The organism is Microbacterium sp. NPDC064942 (assembly GCF_049545525.1).
Lineage (GTDB): Bacteria > Actinomycetota > Actinomycetes > Actinomycetales > Microbacteriaceae > Microbacterium > Microbacterium gawkjiense.
Genome location: NZ_JBMWDR010000003.1, coordinates 120,351 through 133,937, shown reverse-complemented (window position 1 = coordinate 133,937; position 13,587 = coordinate 120,351). Strand labels below are relative to the sequence as shown.

Annotated in this window: 13 protein-coding genes; 3 read left to right on the top strand and 10 right to left on the bottom strand. The window is 70.8% G+C overall.

Annotation, left to right across the window (positions count from 1 at the left end; genetic code table 11):
• Positions 1–31 precede the first annotated feature (31 nt).
• From ACPEH2_RS06965 to ACPEH2_RS06940, 6 genes are all read right to left on the bottom strand, one after another.
• Positions 32–787, bottom strand: coding sequence for a hypothetical protein (locus tag ACPEH2_RS06965; protein WP_253034875.1), 756 nt, complete (start codon positions 785–787; stop codon positions 32–34).
• A 34-nt stretch (positions 788–821) separates the two neighbouring features.
• Positions 822–2,876: an APC family permease gene (locus ACPEH2_RS06960; RefSeq protein WP_359919031.1), complete on the bottom strand. Its 2,055-nt coding sequence runs from the start codon at positions 2,874–2,876 to the stop codon at positions 822–824.
• Positions 2,877–2,982: 106 nt separating this feature from the next.
• Positions 2,983–3,798: a hypothetical protein gene (locus ACPEH2_RS06955; protein ID WP_253034873.1), complete on the bottom strand. Its 816-nt coding sequence runs from the start codon at positions 3,796–3,798 to the stop codon at positions 2,983–2,985.
• Complete coding sequence (locus ACPEH2_RS06950; protein ID WP_217529042.1) at positions 3,795–5,009, bottom strand: amidohydrolase; 1,215 nt, start codon at positions 5,007–5,009, stop codon at positions 3,795–3,797. The genes ACPEH2_RS06955 and ACPEH2_RS06950 overlap by 4 nt, the downstream gene beginning before the upstream one ends.
• A gap of 10 nt (positions 5,010–5,019) precedes the next feature.
• Positions 5,020–6,045, bottom strand: coding sequence for a LacI family DNA-binding transcriptional regulator (locus ACPEH2_RS06945; RefSeq protein WP_217529044.1), 1,026 nt, complete (start codon positions 6,043–6,045; stop codon positions 5,020–5,022).
• A gap of 1 nt (position 6,046) precedes the next feature.
• The gene (locus ACPEH2_RS06940) at positions 6,047–7,720 is read right to left on the bottom strand and encodes a glycoside hydrolase family 13 protein (RefSeq protein WP_423718514.1); all 1,674 of its coding nucleotides are present in this window, start codon (positions 7,718–7,720) and stop codon (positions 6,047–6,049) included.
• Positions 7,721–7,793: 73 nt separating this feature from the next.
• Between ACPEH2_RS06940 and ACPEH2_RS06935 the strand changes: the two genes are divergently transcribed.
• A complete protein-coding gene (locus ACPEH2_RS06935) occupies positions 7,794–8,312 on the top strand; it encodes an adenine phosphoribosyltransferase (protein ID WP_217529048.1) in 519 nt (172 codons plus the stop codon).
• Between the two features lie 6 nt (positions 8,313–8,318).
• Here ACPEH2_RS06935 and hpxO read toward each other — a convergent pair whose 3' ends face one another.
• The 4 genes from hpxO to ACPEH2_RS06915 are packed head-to-tail and all read right to left on the bottom strand — an operon-like array spanning position 8,319 to position 11,039.
• Positions 8,319–9,509, bottom strand: coding sequence for an FAD-dependent urate hydroxylase HpxO (hpxO, locus tag ACPEH2_RS06930; RefSeq protein WP_359919026.1), 1,191 nt, complete (start codon positions 9,507–9,509; stop codon positions 8,319–8,321).
• Positions 9,510–9,556: 47 nt separating this feature from the next.
• Positions 9,557–9,877, bottom strand: coding sequence for a hydroxyisourate hydrolase (uraH, locus tag ACPEH2_RS06925; protein ID WP_311286572.1), 321 nt, complete (start codon positions 9,875–9,877; stop codon positions 9,557–9,559).
• A complete protein-coding gene (gene uraD / locus ACPEH2_RS06920) occupies positions 9,874–10,392 on the bottom strand; it encodes a 2-oxo-4-hydroxy-4-carboxy-5-ureidoimidazoline decarboxylase (RefSeq protein ID WP_423718512.1) in 519 nt (172 codons plus the stop codon). Before uraD ends, uraH begins: the two co-directional genes overlap by 4 nt.
• A gap of 41 nt (positions 10,393–10,433) precedes the next feature.
• Positions 10,434–11,039 (bottom strand): helix-turn-helix domain-containing protein, encoded by a 606-nt coding sequence (locus tag ACPEH2_RS06915; protein ID WP_311286570.1) that lies wholly within the window; start codon positions 11,037–11,039, stop codon positions 10,434–10,436.
• 226 nt (positions 11,040–11,265) lie between these two features.
• Between ACPEH2_RS06915 and ACPEH2_RS06910 the strand changes: the two genes are divergently transcribed.
• A complete protein-coding gene (locus ACPEH2_RS06910; protein ID WP_423718511.1) occupies positions 11,266–12,876 on the top strand; it encodes an NCS1 family nucleobase:cation symporter-1 in 1,611 nt (536 codons plus the stop codon).
• Entirely contained in the window at positions 12,873–13,580 is a 708-nt protein-coding gene (locus ACPEH2_RS06905; RefSeq protein WP_311286568.1) for an aspartate/glutamate racemase family protein, read from the top strand. Before ACPEH2_RS06910 ends, ACPEH2_RS06905 begins: the two co-directional genes overlap by 4 nt.
• Positions 13,581–13,587: the final 7 nt, after the last annotated feature.

Sequence of the window (13,587 nt, the reverse complement as noted above, 5' to 3'; positions counted from 1 at the left end):
GGTGCGGGGTTCCGGGGCCGGTCGCCCCGGCTCAGAGCTCGGACCACGGGCGGTACGTGATGGAGACCACCGTCTCGTCGGCGGGGTCGGTGTTGACCCACGGCGAGTATCCGTCGAGCTCGGCGTCGTCCTCGGGTCCGTCGGCGCGATCGATCGCGAAGAAGAAACGCGGTTCGCCGTCGGGCATCTCGACCTCTTCGTCGGGTCCGAGGGCGCGGACGTCGTCGGCGGTGAGACCGATCGCGAGGTCGAACTCGGGCGTGACGGCGACGTCGCCCACCTCGTTCGCCGTGACCGAGACGTACGAGGGGACGAAGTACTCGTCGCGCGGCTTGCCGTCCTCCGTGACGATCATGTCGCGGAACATGAACCCCTCCCAGTCGTACGACGTGTAATCGGGGAAGTGCGAGCCGTCGCCCTCGTAGACCGACTCCGACGGCTCGGAGCCGAACGCGTCCGTGAGCGCCGCGACGGCAGCTTCCGCGTCGTCGCGCCACCCGTAGGCGTACAGCTCCGACCCGTCGTCCGCGACGATCGTGAAGCCGTCCGCGCCCAGCAGGACCGCGCTCGCCGTCGGGTCCTCGGTCTGCGTCTCCGAGGGCGCGGGCGTGGGCGCCGCCGGGGACGGAGTGGATGCCTCGGGCGTCGGCGAGCCCGCTCCCGGCGCGGCGGCGGGGGCCGGCGCGCGGTTCAGCAGGAGCACGATCGCGATGACGGCCGCGATCGCGAGCACACCCGCGAACGTCAGGAGCGGGATGAGGTTGCGGGGACGGCGAGACTCTGCCATGGGCACATCATGGCAGCCCGGCGACTTTCATCCATCAGTTTTCGGAATGCTCTACCAAACCGTAATGACGCTGCTCGACGCGGCCGCCGCGGTCGTCGCCGGGGAGGGGGCGCGAACGCCGTCCGTAGACGATTTCGGACGAGTCCAGCAGCCACGGCACGAGCGTCACCGTGACGCCGTGCACCATCATCAGCTGCTGCGCGATGCGGCGGGCGCGGCGGTTGTGGAGGGGTGTCTCCCACCAATGCCCGACGATGTACTGCGGCAGGTAGACGGTCACGACCGAGGGTCCGTGCTTCTCGCGGTACTTCTCGATGAAGCCGATGAGCGGCCCGGCGTAGTGGCGGTAGGGCGAGTCGACGACGACGAGGGGCACCGGCATCCGGTGGTACTCCCAATCGGCTTTCAGCTCGGCGATGTCGTCGGTCGTGACTGCCACGTGGACGGCGAGCGTCTTCTCGTGCTTGGCGGCGAGGGCGTAGTCGATCGCCTTGGCGACGGGCTTCTGAAGCTTGCCGACGAGGATGATGGCGAGGTCGCCCGACGAGCCGAACTTCACGGAGTCGTCCATCTCGATCTCGTGCTCGACGTCGCGGTAGTAGCGGTTCACGCCGATCATGAGGAACGCGAGCACCGGCATCGCCAGGAAGACGAGCCACGCGCCGTGGGTGAACTTCGTGATCGTCACGATCGCGAGCACGGCCACGGTGAACGCCGCACCGATCGAGTTGATCACGAGTCCCGCCGTCGCCTCGCGTCGCGCCGCGGCGGGCCGGGTCTTGAGCAGCCGCAGCTCGCGCCGCCAGTGGCGCACCATGCCGATCTGTCCGAGCGAGAACGACACGAACACACCGATGATGTAGAGCTGGATGAGGGTGGTCAGGTTGGCCTGGAAGACCACGAGGATCGTGATCGCCGCGCCGCCGAGGATCAGCATCCCGTTCGAGAAGACGAGGCGGTCGCCGCGGGAGTTCAGCGCCTTCGGCGCGTAGCTGTCGCGCGCGAGCACCGATCCGAGCAGCGGGAACCCGTTGAAGGCGGTGTTGGCCGCCAGCAGCAGGACGCACGCGGTCGCGGCCTGGATGACGAAGAAGAAGATCGAGTCGCCGCCGAACGTCGCCGCGGCCACCTGGGCCATGAGGCTCGGCTGGGGTCCCGCCTCGCAGTCGAACCCGATCAGCTTGCAGGGGTTCTCGGCGTAGTGCACCCCCGCGATGAGGGCGAGGGCGGTGAGCCCGGCGAACAGCGCGATGGCGATGCCGCCCATGAGGACGAGGGTCGTCTGCGCGTTCTTGATCTTCGGCGTGCGGAAAGCGGGGACGCCGTTGCTGACCGCCTCGACACCGGTGAGGGCGGAGCATCCGCTCGAGAAGGCGCGCAGCAGGAGCAGGATGAAGGCGACCTGCGACAGGCTCTCGGCCTCGACGGTGAAGTCGGCGCTCGAGGCGACGGGGGCGTCGCCCATCGCCCACCGGAAGAGACCCGTCACGATCATGAGGGCGACCGACCCGATGAAGACGTACGTCGGGATCGCGAACGTCTGCGACGCCTCGCGCACGCCGCGCAGGTTGACGATGACCAGCAGGATGACGAAGCCCACCGCCAGCTCGACGCGCCAGGGGTCGAGTGCCGGGAGGGCCGAGATGATGTTGTCCACGCCGGAGGAGACCGACACGGCGACGGTCAGCACGTAGTCGACGAGCAGAGCGGATGCCACGACGACACCGGCCTTCTCGCCGAGGTTCGTGCGGGCCACCTCGTAGTCGCCGCCGCCGGAGGGGTAGGCCTTGATGAGCTGGCGGTAGCTGAGGACCACGACGACCAGCAGCACCACGACGGCCGCCGCCACCGGCGGCGCGAAGGCCATGAACGCCGTGCCGCCGAGCAGCAGGATCATGAGCAGTTCCTGCGGCGCGTAGGCCACCGACGAGAGCGCGTCGGAGGCGAAGATCGGCAGCGCCCGCTTCTTGGGCAGGAGCTGTCCGTCGAGCTTCTCGGTGTCGAGGGGTTCGCCGATCAGCATGCGCTTCACGGCGGGGGAGGGGGCCGCGTTCGGATCGCGGCTGTCACTGGTCACGGCGGGCGACATTACGCCTCCCGCGAACGCAGTGCAACGCGAAGCGGATGCCGCTCCGTCCCCAGAATCCAGGCATGACCGGCGAGCTCTCGCGGTCAGAGTCCGACCGCGGCGACGGTCACTGACCGCGGGCGCGGAACGTGTACGTGATCGTCGCGACCTTCTGCGCGGACTCGTCCGACTCGACGAAGGCGCTGAACACGCGCTCGCCGTTGTTGTAGAACGTGCCGCGGCCCTCGCCGTAGGTCAGGCGGAGGCGCCCGTTCGTGAGGGCGAACTCGTCGAACGGCCCCTTGCTGCGGGCCTGGTCGATGGTGTCGCCCACCGCGACGCCGAACTCGTTCGTGACCTGCACGTCGGCCGGCAGACCGGCACCGACGGTGACCCAGGTCGGCGCCGGCACCTCGCTGCGCGAGCGTCCGCCGTCACCGAGGAAGACGTCGTAGAGGCGGAAGCCGGGCCACACGTAGATGTCGTACGCCCAGTTCTCGGCGTCGCCGTTGACGAAGTCCTCCTCCGGCGCCGTGCCGAACGCTTCGGTGAGCGCGGCGATCGCGGGGGCCGCGTCATCCGCCCATCGGTGCGTGAACTCGCCGTCCTCGGACGTGATCGTGAAGCCCGATCCGTTCAGCGCGATCGTCGAAGCCGCCGCCGGCGGCTCGGGCGTGGGCGTCTCGGACGGCTGCGGCTGCTCCTGCGGCGTCGAGGGCGCGGGCTGCGGCGCGGCCGGTGAACTCGCCGCGGGCGGTGCCGCCGTCGTCGGCTCGGTCGCGCGCAGCAGGTAGGCGCTGACCACGACGATCACGGCCACGAGCAGCACACCGGCGATGGCGCCGAGGATCATCGGCACGCGGTTCGGGTTCTCGGGGCGCTCCGGCTCGCGGTGCTCCTGCGGGTCGAGGGGGGCGAAAGGCAGCCAGTCGTCGTTGCTCACGAGAGGAACTCCCGCGCGGCGACGGTCAGGGCGTCGACGCCGCGCTCGATGGTCGGGTGCAGCACGGGGGCGAAGAAGGGGGAGTGGTTCGTCGGGATGTCGCGCGAGATCGTGCCGGCAGCGGCGGCATCCGCGTACTGCTGCGGGTCGACACCGCCCCAGAACCAGTAGACGAGCGGGGCGCCGGACTCGCGGGCGAACCACGAGACGTCCTCGCTGCCGGTGAACATGCCGGGGTCGACGACCGTGCCCTCGCCGAACGCGCGGTCGAGCGCGGCGGTCAGACGCGCGGTCGCGTCTGCGTCGTTGATCGTCGGCGGGAGGGAATGGAGGGTTGAGATCGTGGGTTCCTGTTCGGCACCGGATGCCGCCGCCTCGGCGCGGACGACGCGTTCGACGCGCGCGAGGATGTCGGCGCGCGCCTCGTCGTTGGGGTAGCGCAGGCTGAGCTCGAGGGTCGCCTCAGCGGGGATGATGTTGTTCTTCAGGCCCGCGTGGATCGAGCCGACGGTCACGACCGCCATCTCGCGCGGGTCGACCTCGCGCGAGACGACCGTCTGCAGGCGCATGACGGTGGCCGCCGCCATGACGACGGGGTCGATCGTGGCGTGCGGGCGCGAGCCGTGTCCGCCGCGGCCGTGCAGGGTGACGGTGATGCCGTCGGATGCCGCCATCTGCGTGCCCGGACGCACGCCGATCGTTCCCGCCGGCAGCGGGGTCAGGTGCTGACCGAGGACGATGTCGGGCTTCGGGTACCGGTCGAACACGCCGTCGGCGATCATCGCCTGCGCGCCGGCGCCGTACTCCTCGGCGGGCTGGAAGACGGCGACGACGGTGCCCGACCATTCGCCGCGGGTCGCCTGCAGCTTCTCGAGTGCACCCAGCAGCGCGGTCACGTGCATGTCGTGTCCGCACGCGTGCATGACGGGCACGTCCTGCCCCGCCGGGTCGACGCCGCGGGCGGTGCTGGCGTAGGGGAGTCCGGTCTGCTCGGCGACGGGGAGGCCGTCCATGTCGGCGCGCAGCCAGACAACGGGGCCGTCGCCGCTGCGGACGGCCGTGACGACACCCGTGCGGCCGACGCCCTCCTCGTACTCGAGGCCGAGCGCCGCGAGCTCGCGCGTGATGACGCCGGCCGTCCGGGTCTCCTGGAACGAGAGTTCCGGATGCCGGTGCAGATCGGTGTAGATCGCTTCGAGATCGAGGGGCATACCTTCGAGCCTACGGCGCGGGAGACCCCGATTTCTCAGCGAGTCCTCCATGCGGGGCGCTCGTCGAGGTGCGTTCGACGAGCCGGAACGAGAGCTCCCCCAGTTCGGTGCGTCCGTCCACGGCCGCCAGGACCGCGTCCGCCGCCCGTTCGCCCTGCTCGTGCGGGAACTGGGCGATCGTCGTGAGGCCGAAGAAGTCGCTCATCTCGTGACCGTCGACGCCGATCACCGAGAGGTCCCACGGGACGTCCCGGCCCTCGTCCCGCGCCGCGAAGAGCGCACCGAACGCCAGTTCGTCGGATGCCGCGAAGATCGCCGTCGGCGGCTCCGCCTCCTGCAGCAGGGCGCGAGCGGCGCGGTAGCCGCCGTCGATCGTGAAGTCGGTGGCGACGAAGCGCGCGTCGCGGATGCCGGCATCCGCCATCGCCGCATCGAACCCGTGGCGGCGCAGGGACGGGATGTCCAGGCCCGGGTCTCCCGGGTACCCGGCGCCGAGGTGCGCGATCCGGCGGTGCCCGAGCGCCAGGAGGTGTTCGGTCGCGAGGCGCGCGACGGCGACGTCGTCGATCCGCAACGCGGGCAGTCGCCGGTTGGTGGAGCCGAGCCCCACGACCGGCAGGTCCAGGGCCAGCAGCCGGTCGACCTCGTCGTCGGCGAGCGTGAGCGACAGCACGATCAGTCCGTCCACGCGCCCGCGGCGCAACGACACGTCCAGCACCCCGTCGCGCTGCGCGCGGTCCGTGCTCATGCTGTACAGCGTCATGTCGTACCCGCGCGGGGTGAGCCGGCTGGCGATCCCGTCGAGCACGTTCGCGAAGAACCAGCGGTCCAGCAGCGGCACCACGACGCCGATGTTCGCCGCGCGGCCCGTCGCGAGAGCGGATGCCGCGGCCGAGACGACGTAGCCGAGGTCGGCGGCGGCGGCGCGCACGCGGGCGCGGGTCGCATCCGAGATGCGCCCGCGCCCGCTGAGTGCGCGGGAGACGGTCGCCGCCGACACGCCGGCTGCGCGGGCGACGTCGTCGATCCCGGTCACGTCACTCCGCGGCGATCCACACGGTGGTGTCGGCGGGCAGTTCGCGGCCGAGGAACGCGTCGCTCTCGACGAGCAGGGTGCCCTTCGGCAGGGCGACCGGCGTCGACCCGACGTTCGCGACGACGGTGACGTCGCCGTTGCGGAACGCGATGACGTCGTCACCGTAGCCGTCGAGCCACTCGAGCGCGCCCGAGCCGAGGTCGTGCGCGCGACGGGTGGCGAGCAGCGTGCGGTACAGCCACAGCGTCGACTCGGGCTGGTCCTCCTGCACGTCGCGGGCGAGCGCGTTCCACTCGGCCGGCTGCGGCAGCCAGCTCTCGCCGGTCGGGCTGAACCCGAAGGCGCCGTCGTCCGCGGTCCAGGGCAGCGGGACGCGGCATCCGTCACGGCCGTAGCGTTCGCCGTCGGTGCGGAACCAGGTCGGGTCCTGGCGGACGTCGTCGGGCAGCTCCATCGCCTCGGGGAGGCCGAGCTCCTCCCCCTGGTACAGGTAGGCCGAGCCCGGCAGGGCGAGCATCAGCGCGGTCGCCGCGCGGGCGCGACGGAGGCCCGCCGCGGGGTCGGGCTTGCCGGGGGACGCCGGTCCGACGCCGTGCCCCTGCGGGTGACCCGGCATCGCGAGGCGGGTCGCGTGGCGGATGACGTCGTGGTTCGAGAGGACCCAGGTGGCCGGCGCGCCCACGGCGGGGAAGGCCCGCAGCGACTCGCTGATGACGACGCGCAGCTGCGCGGCATCCCACTCGCTCATCGCGTAGGGGAAGTTGAACGCCTGGTGCATCTCGTCCGGGCGCACCCACTTCGCGGTCTCGTCGACCGTCGGCAGCCACGCCTCGGCGCACAGCGCGCGGTCGCCCTCGTACTCGTCGAGCACGCGGTGCCATTCGCGCCACACCTCGTGCACGCCGTCCTGACCCCAGTAGGGGACCGGCTCGGCGCCGCCCATCGAGTCGGCCTCGGCCGGGGGCGTGTAGTCGGGCAGGCCGTCGGCCTTGATCAGACCGTGCGCCACGTCGACGCGGAAGCCGTCGACGCCGCGGTCGAGCCAGAAGCGCAGCGTCGTCTCGAACTCGGCGCGCACCTCGGGGTTGTTCCAGTCGAAGTCGGGCTGCGAGCTGTCGAACAGGTGCAGGTACCACTGGCCGTCGGGGACCCGGGTCCAGGCCGGCCCGCCGAACACGGACTCCCAGTTGTTGGGAGGCAGTTCTCCGTTCTCGCCGGTGCCGTCGCGGAACATGTACCGCGCACGCTCGGGGCTGCCGGGCGCGGCGGCGAGCGCCTGCTGGAACCAGACGTGCTTGTCGGAGGAGTGGTTGGGGACGAGGTCGATGATGACGCGGATGCCGCGGGCGTGCGCCGCCTCGAGCATGTCGTCGAAGTCGCCGAGGGTGCCGAAGATCGGGTCGACGTCGCGGTAGTCGGCGACGTCGTAGCCGGCGTCCTTCTGCGGAGAGGTGAAGAACGGGCTCAGCCAGACCGCGTCGACGCCGAGCGACGCGAGGTCGTCGAGGTGCGCGGTGATGCCGGGCAGATCGCCGATGCCGTCGCCCGAGGCGTCCGCGAAGGAGCGGGGGTAGATCTGGTAGATCACGGCGGTGCGCCACCACTCGGCGCCGGGGCGGCTCTCGCCGATCGGGGCCAGCGTCGAGGTGACGATCGAGACGGGGGTCGAAGTCATGCGCGCCAGCCTAGCGCAAGCGCTTGCGCACCCGCATCCTCTGTCGTCAGGCGAGGCGAGTAACCTCGACCCAGTGAATCCCGACGCCCTCGCCCGAGCCGAATCGCTCATCGCGACGATCCCTGACTTCCCCGAACCCGGCATCCTCTTCCGTGACATCTCGCCGCTGTTGGCGGATGCCGCGGCCCTCCGCACGATCGCGATGGCCATGGCCGAGCCGTACGTCGGCTCGTTCGACGTCGTCGCCGGCGTCGAGGCGCGCGGGTTCCTGCTCGCCGGGGCGATCGCGGTCGCGTCGGGCACCGGCCTCGCACCGATCCGCAAGGCGGGCAAGCTGCCGCGTCCGGCGGGATCGGTCAGCTACGACCTCGAGTACGGCAGCGCGACGATCGAGATGACCGACGACCTCACCGCCGGCGCCCGCGTCCTGCTCGTCGACGACGTGCTCGCCACCGGGGGGACGCTGCGCGCCGGGCAGCAGCTGCTCGAGCAGCTCGGCTACACGCTCGCGGGCACCTCGGTGCTGATGGAGCTCACCGCCCTGCAGGGCCGCACCGTCTGCGGCGACGTGCACAGCGTGTTCACCGTCTGAGCGGCTTCACGCCCGCAGAGGACCGCCGAGGTTCACCGGGCTGCCGTCGACGTTGCCGACGATGCCGCGGATGATGCCGGCGCCGTCCGTGCCGCGCAGGCTCTCGTACCAGGCGGCGGTCACCGCGGGGTCGAACGCGTGCGTCTCGTGGCCCCGCTTGCGGGCGCGCAGCACGAGGTCTCCCGCACGTTCGACGCGGATGTCCTGGTAGCGCAGCAGGGTGTCCGGGACGCTCACCGTGTTCGTCGCGAACGCGATGCCCAGGGCGAACGAGTCCTCGAGGGCCGAGCACGCTCCTTGACCGATGTCGGGGGCGGTGTTGTGCGCCGCATCGCCGAGGATCGCGACTCGACCCTTGACCCACGTCGAGAACGGGGTGATGTCCCAGATCTCGACCCGGTTCAGTGACGACTCGGGGTCGATCGCGTCGATGAGGGCCTGCACGCCCGGGGCCCAGCCCTCGAACGCGGCCCGGAGCGGCGCGGTGCCCTCGGAGCGGTCGTAGGGCAGTCCCGACGCCTGCGGCACGTCGAACCAGAAGTAGAAGCGGTCGCCCGCGACCGGCATGACCGCGGCGCGTTTGCCGTCCGCCACGTAGGTCGTCCAGGCCGTCGCACGCCCGATGGACTCGTCGACGGGCACGAGCCCGTTGAAGTTCGTATAACCCGCGTACTCGCGCTCGATCGGCGCCGCACCATCGGGCTGCACGTAGGCGCGGGTGATCGACCGGGCGCCGTCCGCCCCGATGAGCAGGTCAGCGGTGTCGGTCGTGCCGTCGGCGAACGTCGCGGTGACCGTCTCGCCGTCGTCCTCGATGCCGACCAGTCGCATTCCGAGGCGGATGCTGTCGCCCCCGAGCCGGCGCATCATCAGCGCCTGCAGGTCGGCGCGCGCGACCGGGTAGGGGCGCTGGCCGGTCTGGGCCGTCACCGGGGCGAGCGAGAAGTCGCAGAGGGTCTCGCCGGTCCTCCCGTCGGCGTAGACGAGGTCGGCCATGTCGCCGCCCAGCCGCGCGACCTCGTCGCCGAGGCCCAGCCAGTTGAGCACCTTCACCCCGTTCGGCCAGAGCGAGAGCGCGGCGCCGACCGGCTTGTTCTCGCGCATCTGGTCGTAGACGACCACCTCGTGCCCGAGCCGCTGCAGCGCGATCCCCGCGCTCGTGCCGCCGATCCCGGCGCCGACGATGATGACCTTCATGCCGAGCACGCTACGGCTCGCATGTCACGGCCTCGTTTCGTGGGACCTCAACTGCCCCGGTACGTCGAGTAGGCGAACGGGCTCAGCAGCAGCGGCACGTGGTAGTGCGGGCGGTCGCCGACGACGAACGCGACGGTCACCGTCGGGTAGAAGGTCTCGGTCCCGCTGCGCGCGAAGTACGCGCCGGTGCCGAAGCGCAGGGCGTGCTCGCCCGGCTCGAGCGAGTCGGGTCCGACCGCGGCGCGGCCGTCGGCATCCGTCGTCGTCCGAGCGACCTCGGCGCCGTCGGGGCCGAGGAGGACGACCTCGACGCCGGCAGCCGGCGCCCCCCGCACGGCGTCGAGGACGTGAGTGGTCAGCAGGCTCATGTGCGCTCCTCGTCGTCGTCGTCGACGAGAGTCGCGCGCAGTCGGAGCAGGGCGATCTCGCGCAATTGGGTGAGGGCCTCGTCGGTCTCGGTCACGGCGTCGTTCCCCACGCGGCGACGCGCCTCGGCGAGCATCTCCTCGGCCGATCGGCCCGCGGCGCGGATGAGGAACACGCGTCCGAACCGTGCCTCGTACGCGGCGTTCGCGGTGGCCATCGCCTCGCTCAGATCGTCGGATGCCGCGCTCATCGCCGCCTGCTCGGTGCGGGAGTGGTCCGCCTCGGCTCCGGCACCGGCCGGTCGCTCGCCGATGCGAGGGTGGTGGGCGAGCGCGGCCGCGAGGTCGTCGGCATCCCACTCCTGCGACAGCAGGGCCGCCCGTTGCGCGAGCTCGTCGACGCTGTCGTACGGGCGCCCGGCGACGACGGCGTCTACCCAGTCGGGGACCGCGGCGAAGACTGCGACGGTGCGGGCGGCTTCGGCATCCGGTGCCGCGTTGAAGGCGCTGAGCTGCATGCCGCGAGGCTAGCGGTCCGAGGTTTCGCCGGGATGTCGCGTCAGTGCGGCGGGTGCACGATGAGCCACTGCGCGACGGCGATCTCGGCACCCGCGTTGTGGATGCGGTGCGGCCTCGAGCAGGGGAAGCTGATCGAATCGCCCGGCCGCAGCACGACCCGCTCGGACTCGAAGTCGATCGTGAGCTCGCCGGAGCGGACGGTGCCGATCTCGTACCCGTCGTGGCGGAACAGCTCGGTATCGGCGTGGGCGCTCGAACCCGGAGGGTAGATCGACTCGAAGTAGTCGACCCCCGGCGTCCGTCCGGGGGTGAGCCGGCGGAAGGCGACCCCGCTGTCGAGGACGACGGTCGATCCGTGGCCGGCGCGCTGCAGGACGAAGCCGTCGGCATCGGGGTCGGGAACCGCGTCACCCGGCTCCGCATCGGCCTCGAACACCGATGCGAGGGGCACGCCGAGTGCGTCGGTGATGGCGATCAGCCGCGAGACGCTCGGCTGCAGGACGCCGCGTTCGATCTGCGACACCGCGCTGGGGCTGATGCCGAGCGTCTCCGCCAGTGCACGCGCCGACATGCGCTGGGCCCGACGCAGCTCGCGGAGGCGGCGTCCGACTTCGGGCACCGTCCCCACGGCAGCGAGCTCTGACATACCGCCGATCCTACGGGCGGGTCGGAGCGCATCCGCGTCATCCACTCTCGGTCGATCCCGTCCGGTGAATGTGAAGCGACGACTTCACACGGCTGTTACATGAGCGAAACCGCCGCGATCCCGTGAATCAATAGCTTCATTTCACGTACCACCAGGCCGCGGACTCCACGTCGTGGTCCCCTCATCCGCGGGCCGTATCGGCCCCACCTGGAAGGTAAGCCCACCAATGACCACATCGCAGGAGCTGTCGGTGACGACGAAGCCGCACGACCTCGTCGAGGCCGCCGGCCACCCGACCGGATCGGGGAACGTCAAGCCCGGATACGACCCCCGCCTCGCCAACGAGGACCTCGCCCCGCTTCGCAAGCAGAAGTGGACCTGGTACAACATCTTCGCCTTCTGGATGTCGGACGTGCACTCCGTCGGCGGCTACGTGACGGCGGGATCGCTGTTCGCGCTCGGCATCGCCGCGTGGCAGGTGCTCGTCGCGCTCGTCGTCGGCATCGTCATCGTGCAGATCTTCGCCAACCTGGTCGCGAAGCCCAGTCAGAAGACGGGTGTGCCCTACCCGGTCATCAACCGCGCGATCTTCGGCGTGCGCGGCGCGAACATCCCCGCGATCATCCGAGGCATCATCGCGATCGCCTGGTACGGCGTGCAGACGTTCCTCGCGGCGCAGTCGCTCAACATCATCTTCCTGAAGTTCATCCCGGGTTCCGAGGTCCTCCTCGACATCGAGTTCCTCGGACTCTCGGCCCTCGGCTGGATCTCCTTCTCGATCCTGTGGGTCGCGCAGGTCGCGCTGTTCTGGAACGGCATGGAGGTCATCCGCCGCTTCATCGACTGGGCAGGCCCCGCCGTCTACGTCGTCATGATCGTGCTCGCGATCTACCTGGTGAGCCAGGCCGGCTGGGAGAACATCGACCTCAACCTGTCGGACCCCGAGGCAGCCCCGCACGACTTCTGGGGCACGCTCGGTCTCATGGCCATGACCGTCGGCATCGTCGTCGCCTACTTCGCGGGACCGATGCTGAACTTCGGCGACTTCGCCCGCTACGGCCGCTCATTCCGCGACGTGAAGAAGGGCAACTTCTGGGGTCTGCCGGTCAACTTCCTCTTCTTCTCGATTCTGACGGTCCTCACGGCCGCCGCGACCGTCCCGGTCTTCGGCGAGCTGCTGCTCGACCCGATCCACACGGTCGAGGCGATCGACACCCCGTTCGCGATCCTCCTGGGCGGACTCACCTTCGTCACCGCGACGGTCGGCATCAACATCGTCGCCAACTTCATCGCCCCCGCGTTCGACTTCTCGAACGTCGCTCCGCAGAGGATCTCGTGGCGGATGGGCGGCATGATCGCCGCCGTCGGCTCGGTGTTCCTCACGCCCTGGAACTGGTACTCGGATGCCACGGCCATCCACTATTCGCTCGGCATCCTCGCCGCGCTCATCGGGCCCCTCTTCGGCCTCCTCGTCGCCGGTTACTACATCGCCGCGCGGCAGCGGATCAAGACGGACGACATGTTCACAATGAGCGAGCAGGGCGCCTACTGGTACCGGCGCGGCTACAACCCGAACGCGATGAAGACGCTCCTCGTCGCCGGCATCCCCACCGTGCTGATCGCGATCCTACCGAAGACCTTCGCCGACCTCGGACTGTTCGACGTGTCGTGGATCGGCAACTTCACGTGGTTCATCGGCTGCGGCCTCGCCTTCGCCGCCTTCGTCGTCTTCGAGCGCATCGACCCGCAGGTCCCGACCTTCGACGGCGAGACCGAGGGCATCTCCGACGGCAGCATCGAGCAGGAAGCCCCGGCGACGGTCCCGGCCACCGCATGAGGATCCTCCTCATCAACCCCAACACCTCCCGGGCGATGACGGCGAAGATCGCCGCCGCCGCCCGGGAGGCGGCGGGGCCCGGCGTCGTGATCGACGCGGTCTGCCCCGAAACGGGCGCCGCCGCGATCGAGTCGCACGTCGACGAGGTCCTCGCCGCCGCGGCGGTGGTCGACCTCGTCCGGCAGGACCAGCAGGCGGGGGGCAGTGACGCGTACGTCATCGCCTGCTTCGGGGATCCGGGGCTGGATGCCGCGCGGGAGCTCGTCGACGTTCCCGTCATCGGCATCGCGGAGGCCGCGATGCACGCCGCGACCCTCGCGGGACGCACCTTCGCCGTCGTCACGACCCTGAGCCGCACGCTCGGCCGCGCCCGCGACCTCGTGGCCCGCTACGGCATGGGTGACGCGGCCGTCTGGCTGACGGCCGCCGAGATCCCCGTGCTCGAGCTCGAGGACACCGGGTCGGAGGCCGCGGCATCCATCGCCCGCCTCTGCCACGAAGCGGTGCGCCGCGAGGCCGACGTCATCGTGCTCGGCTGCGCCGGGATGGCGGATCTGTGTCGCATGCTCACCGCGACAGCGGGTGTCCCCGTCGTCGACGGTGTCGCGTCGGGTGTGGGCCTCGCGACCGCGATGGTGCGGATGGGGCTGAAGACGAGCAAGCGCAGCGAGTACGCGAGCCCGCCCCGCCTCGTCGCCGTGTGAGGCGCTG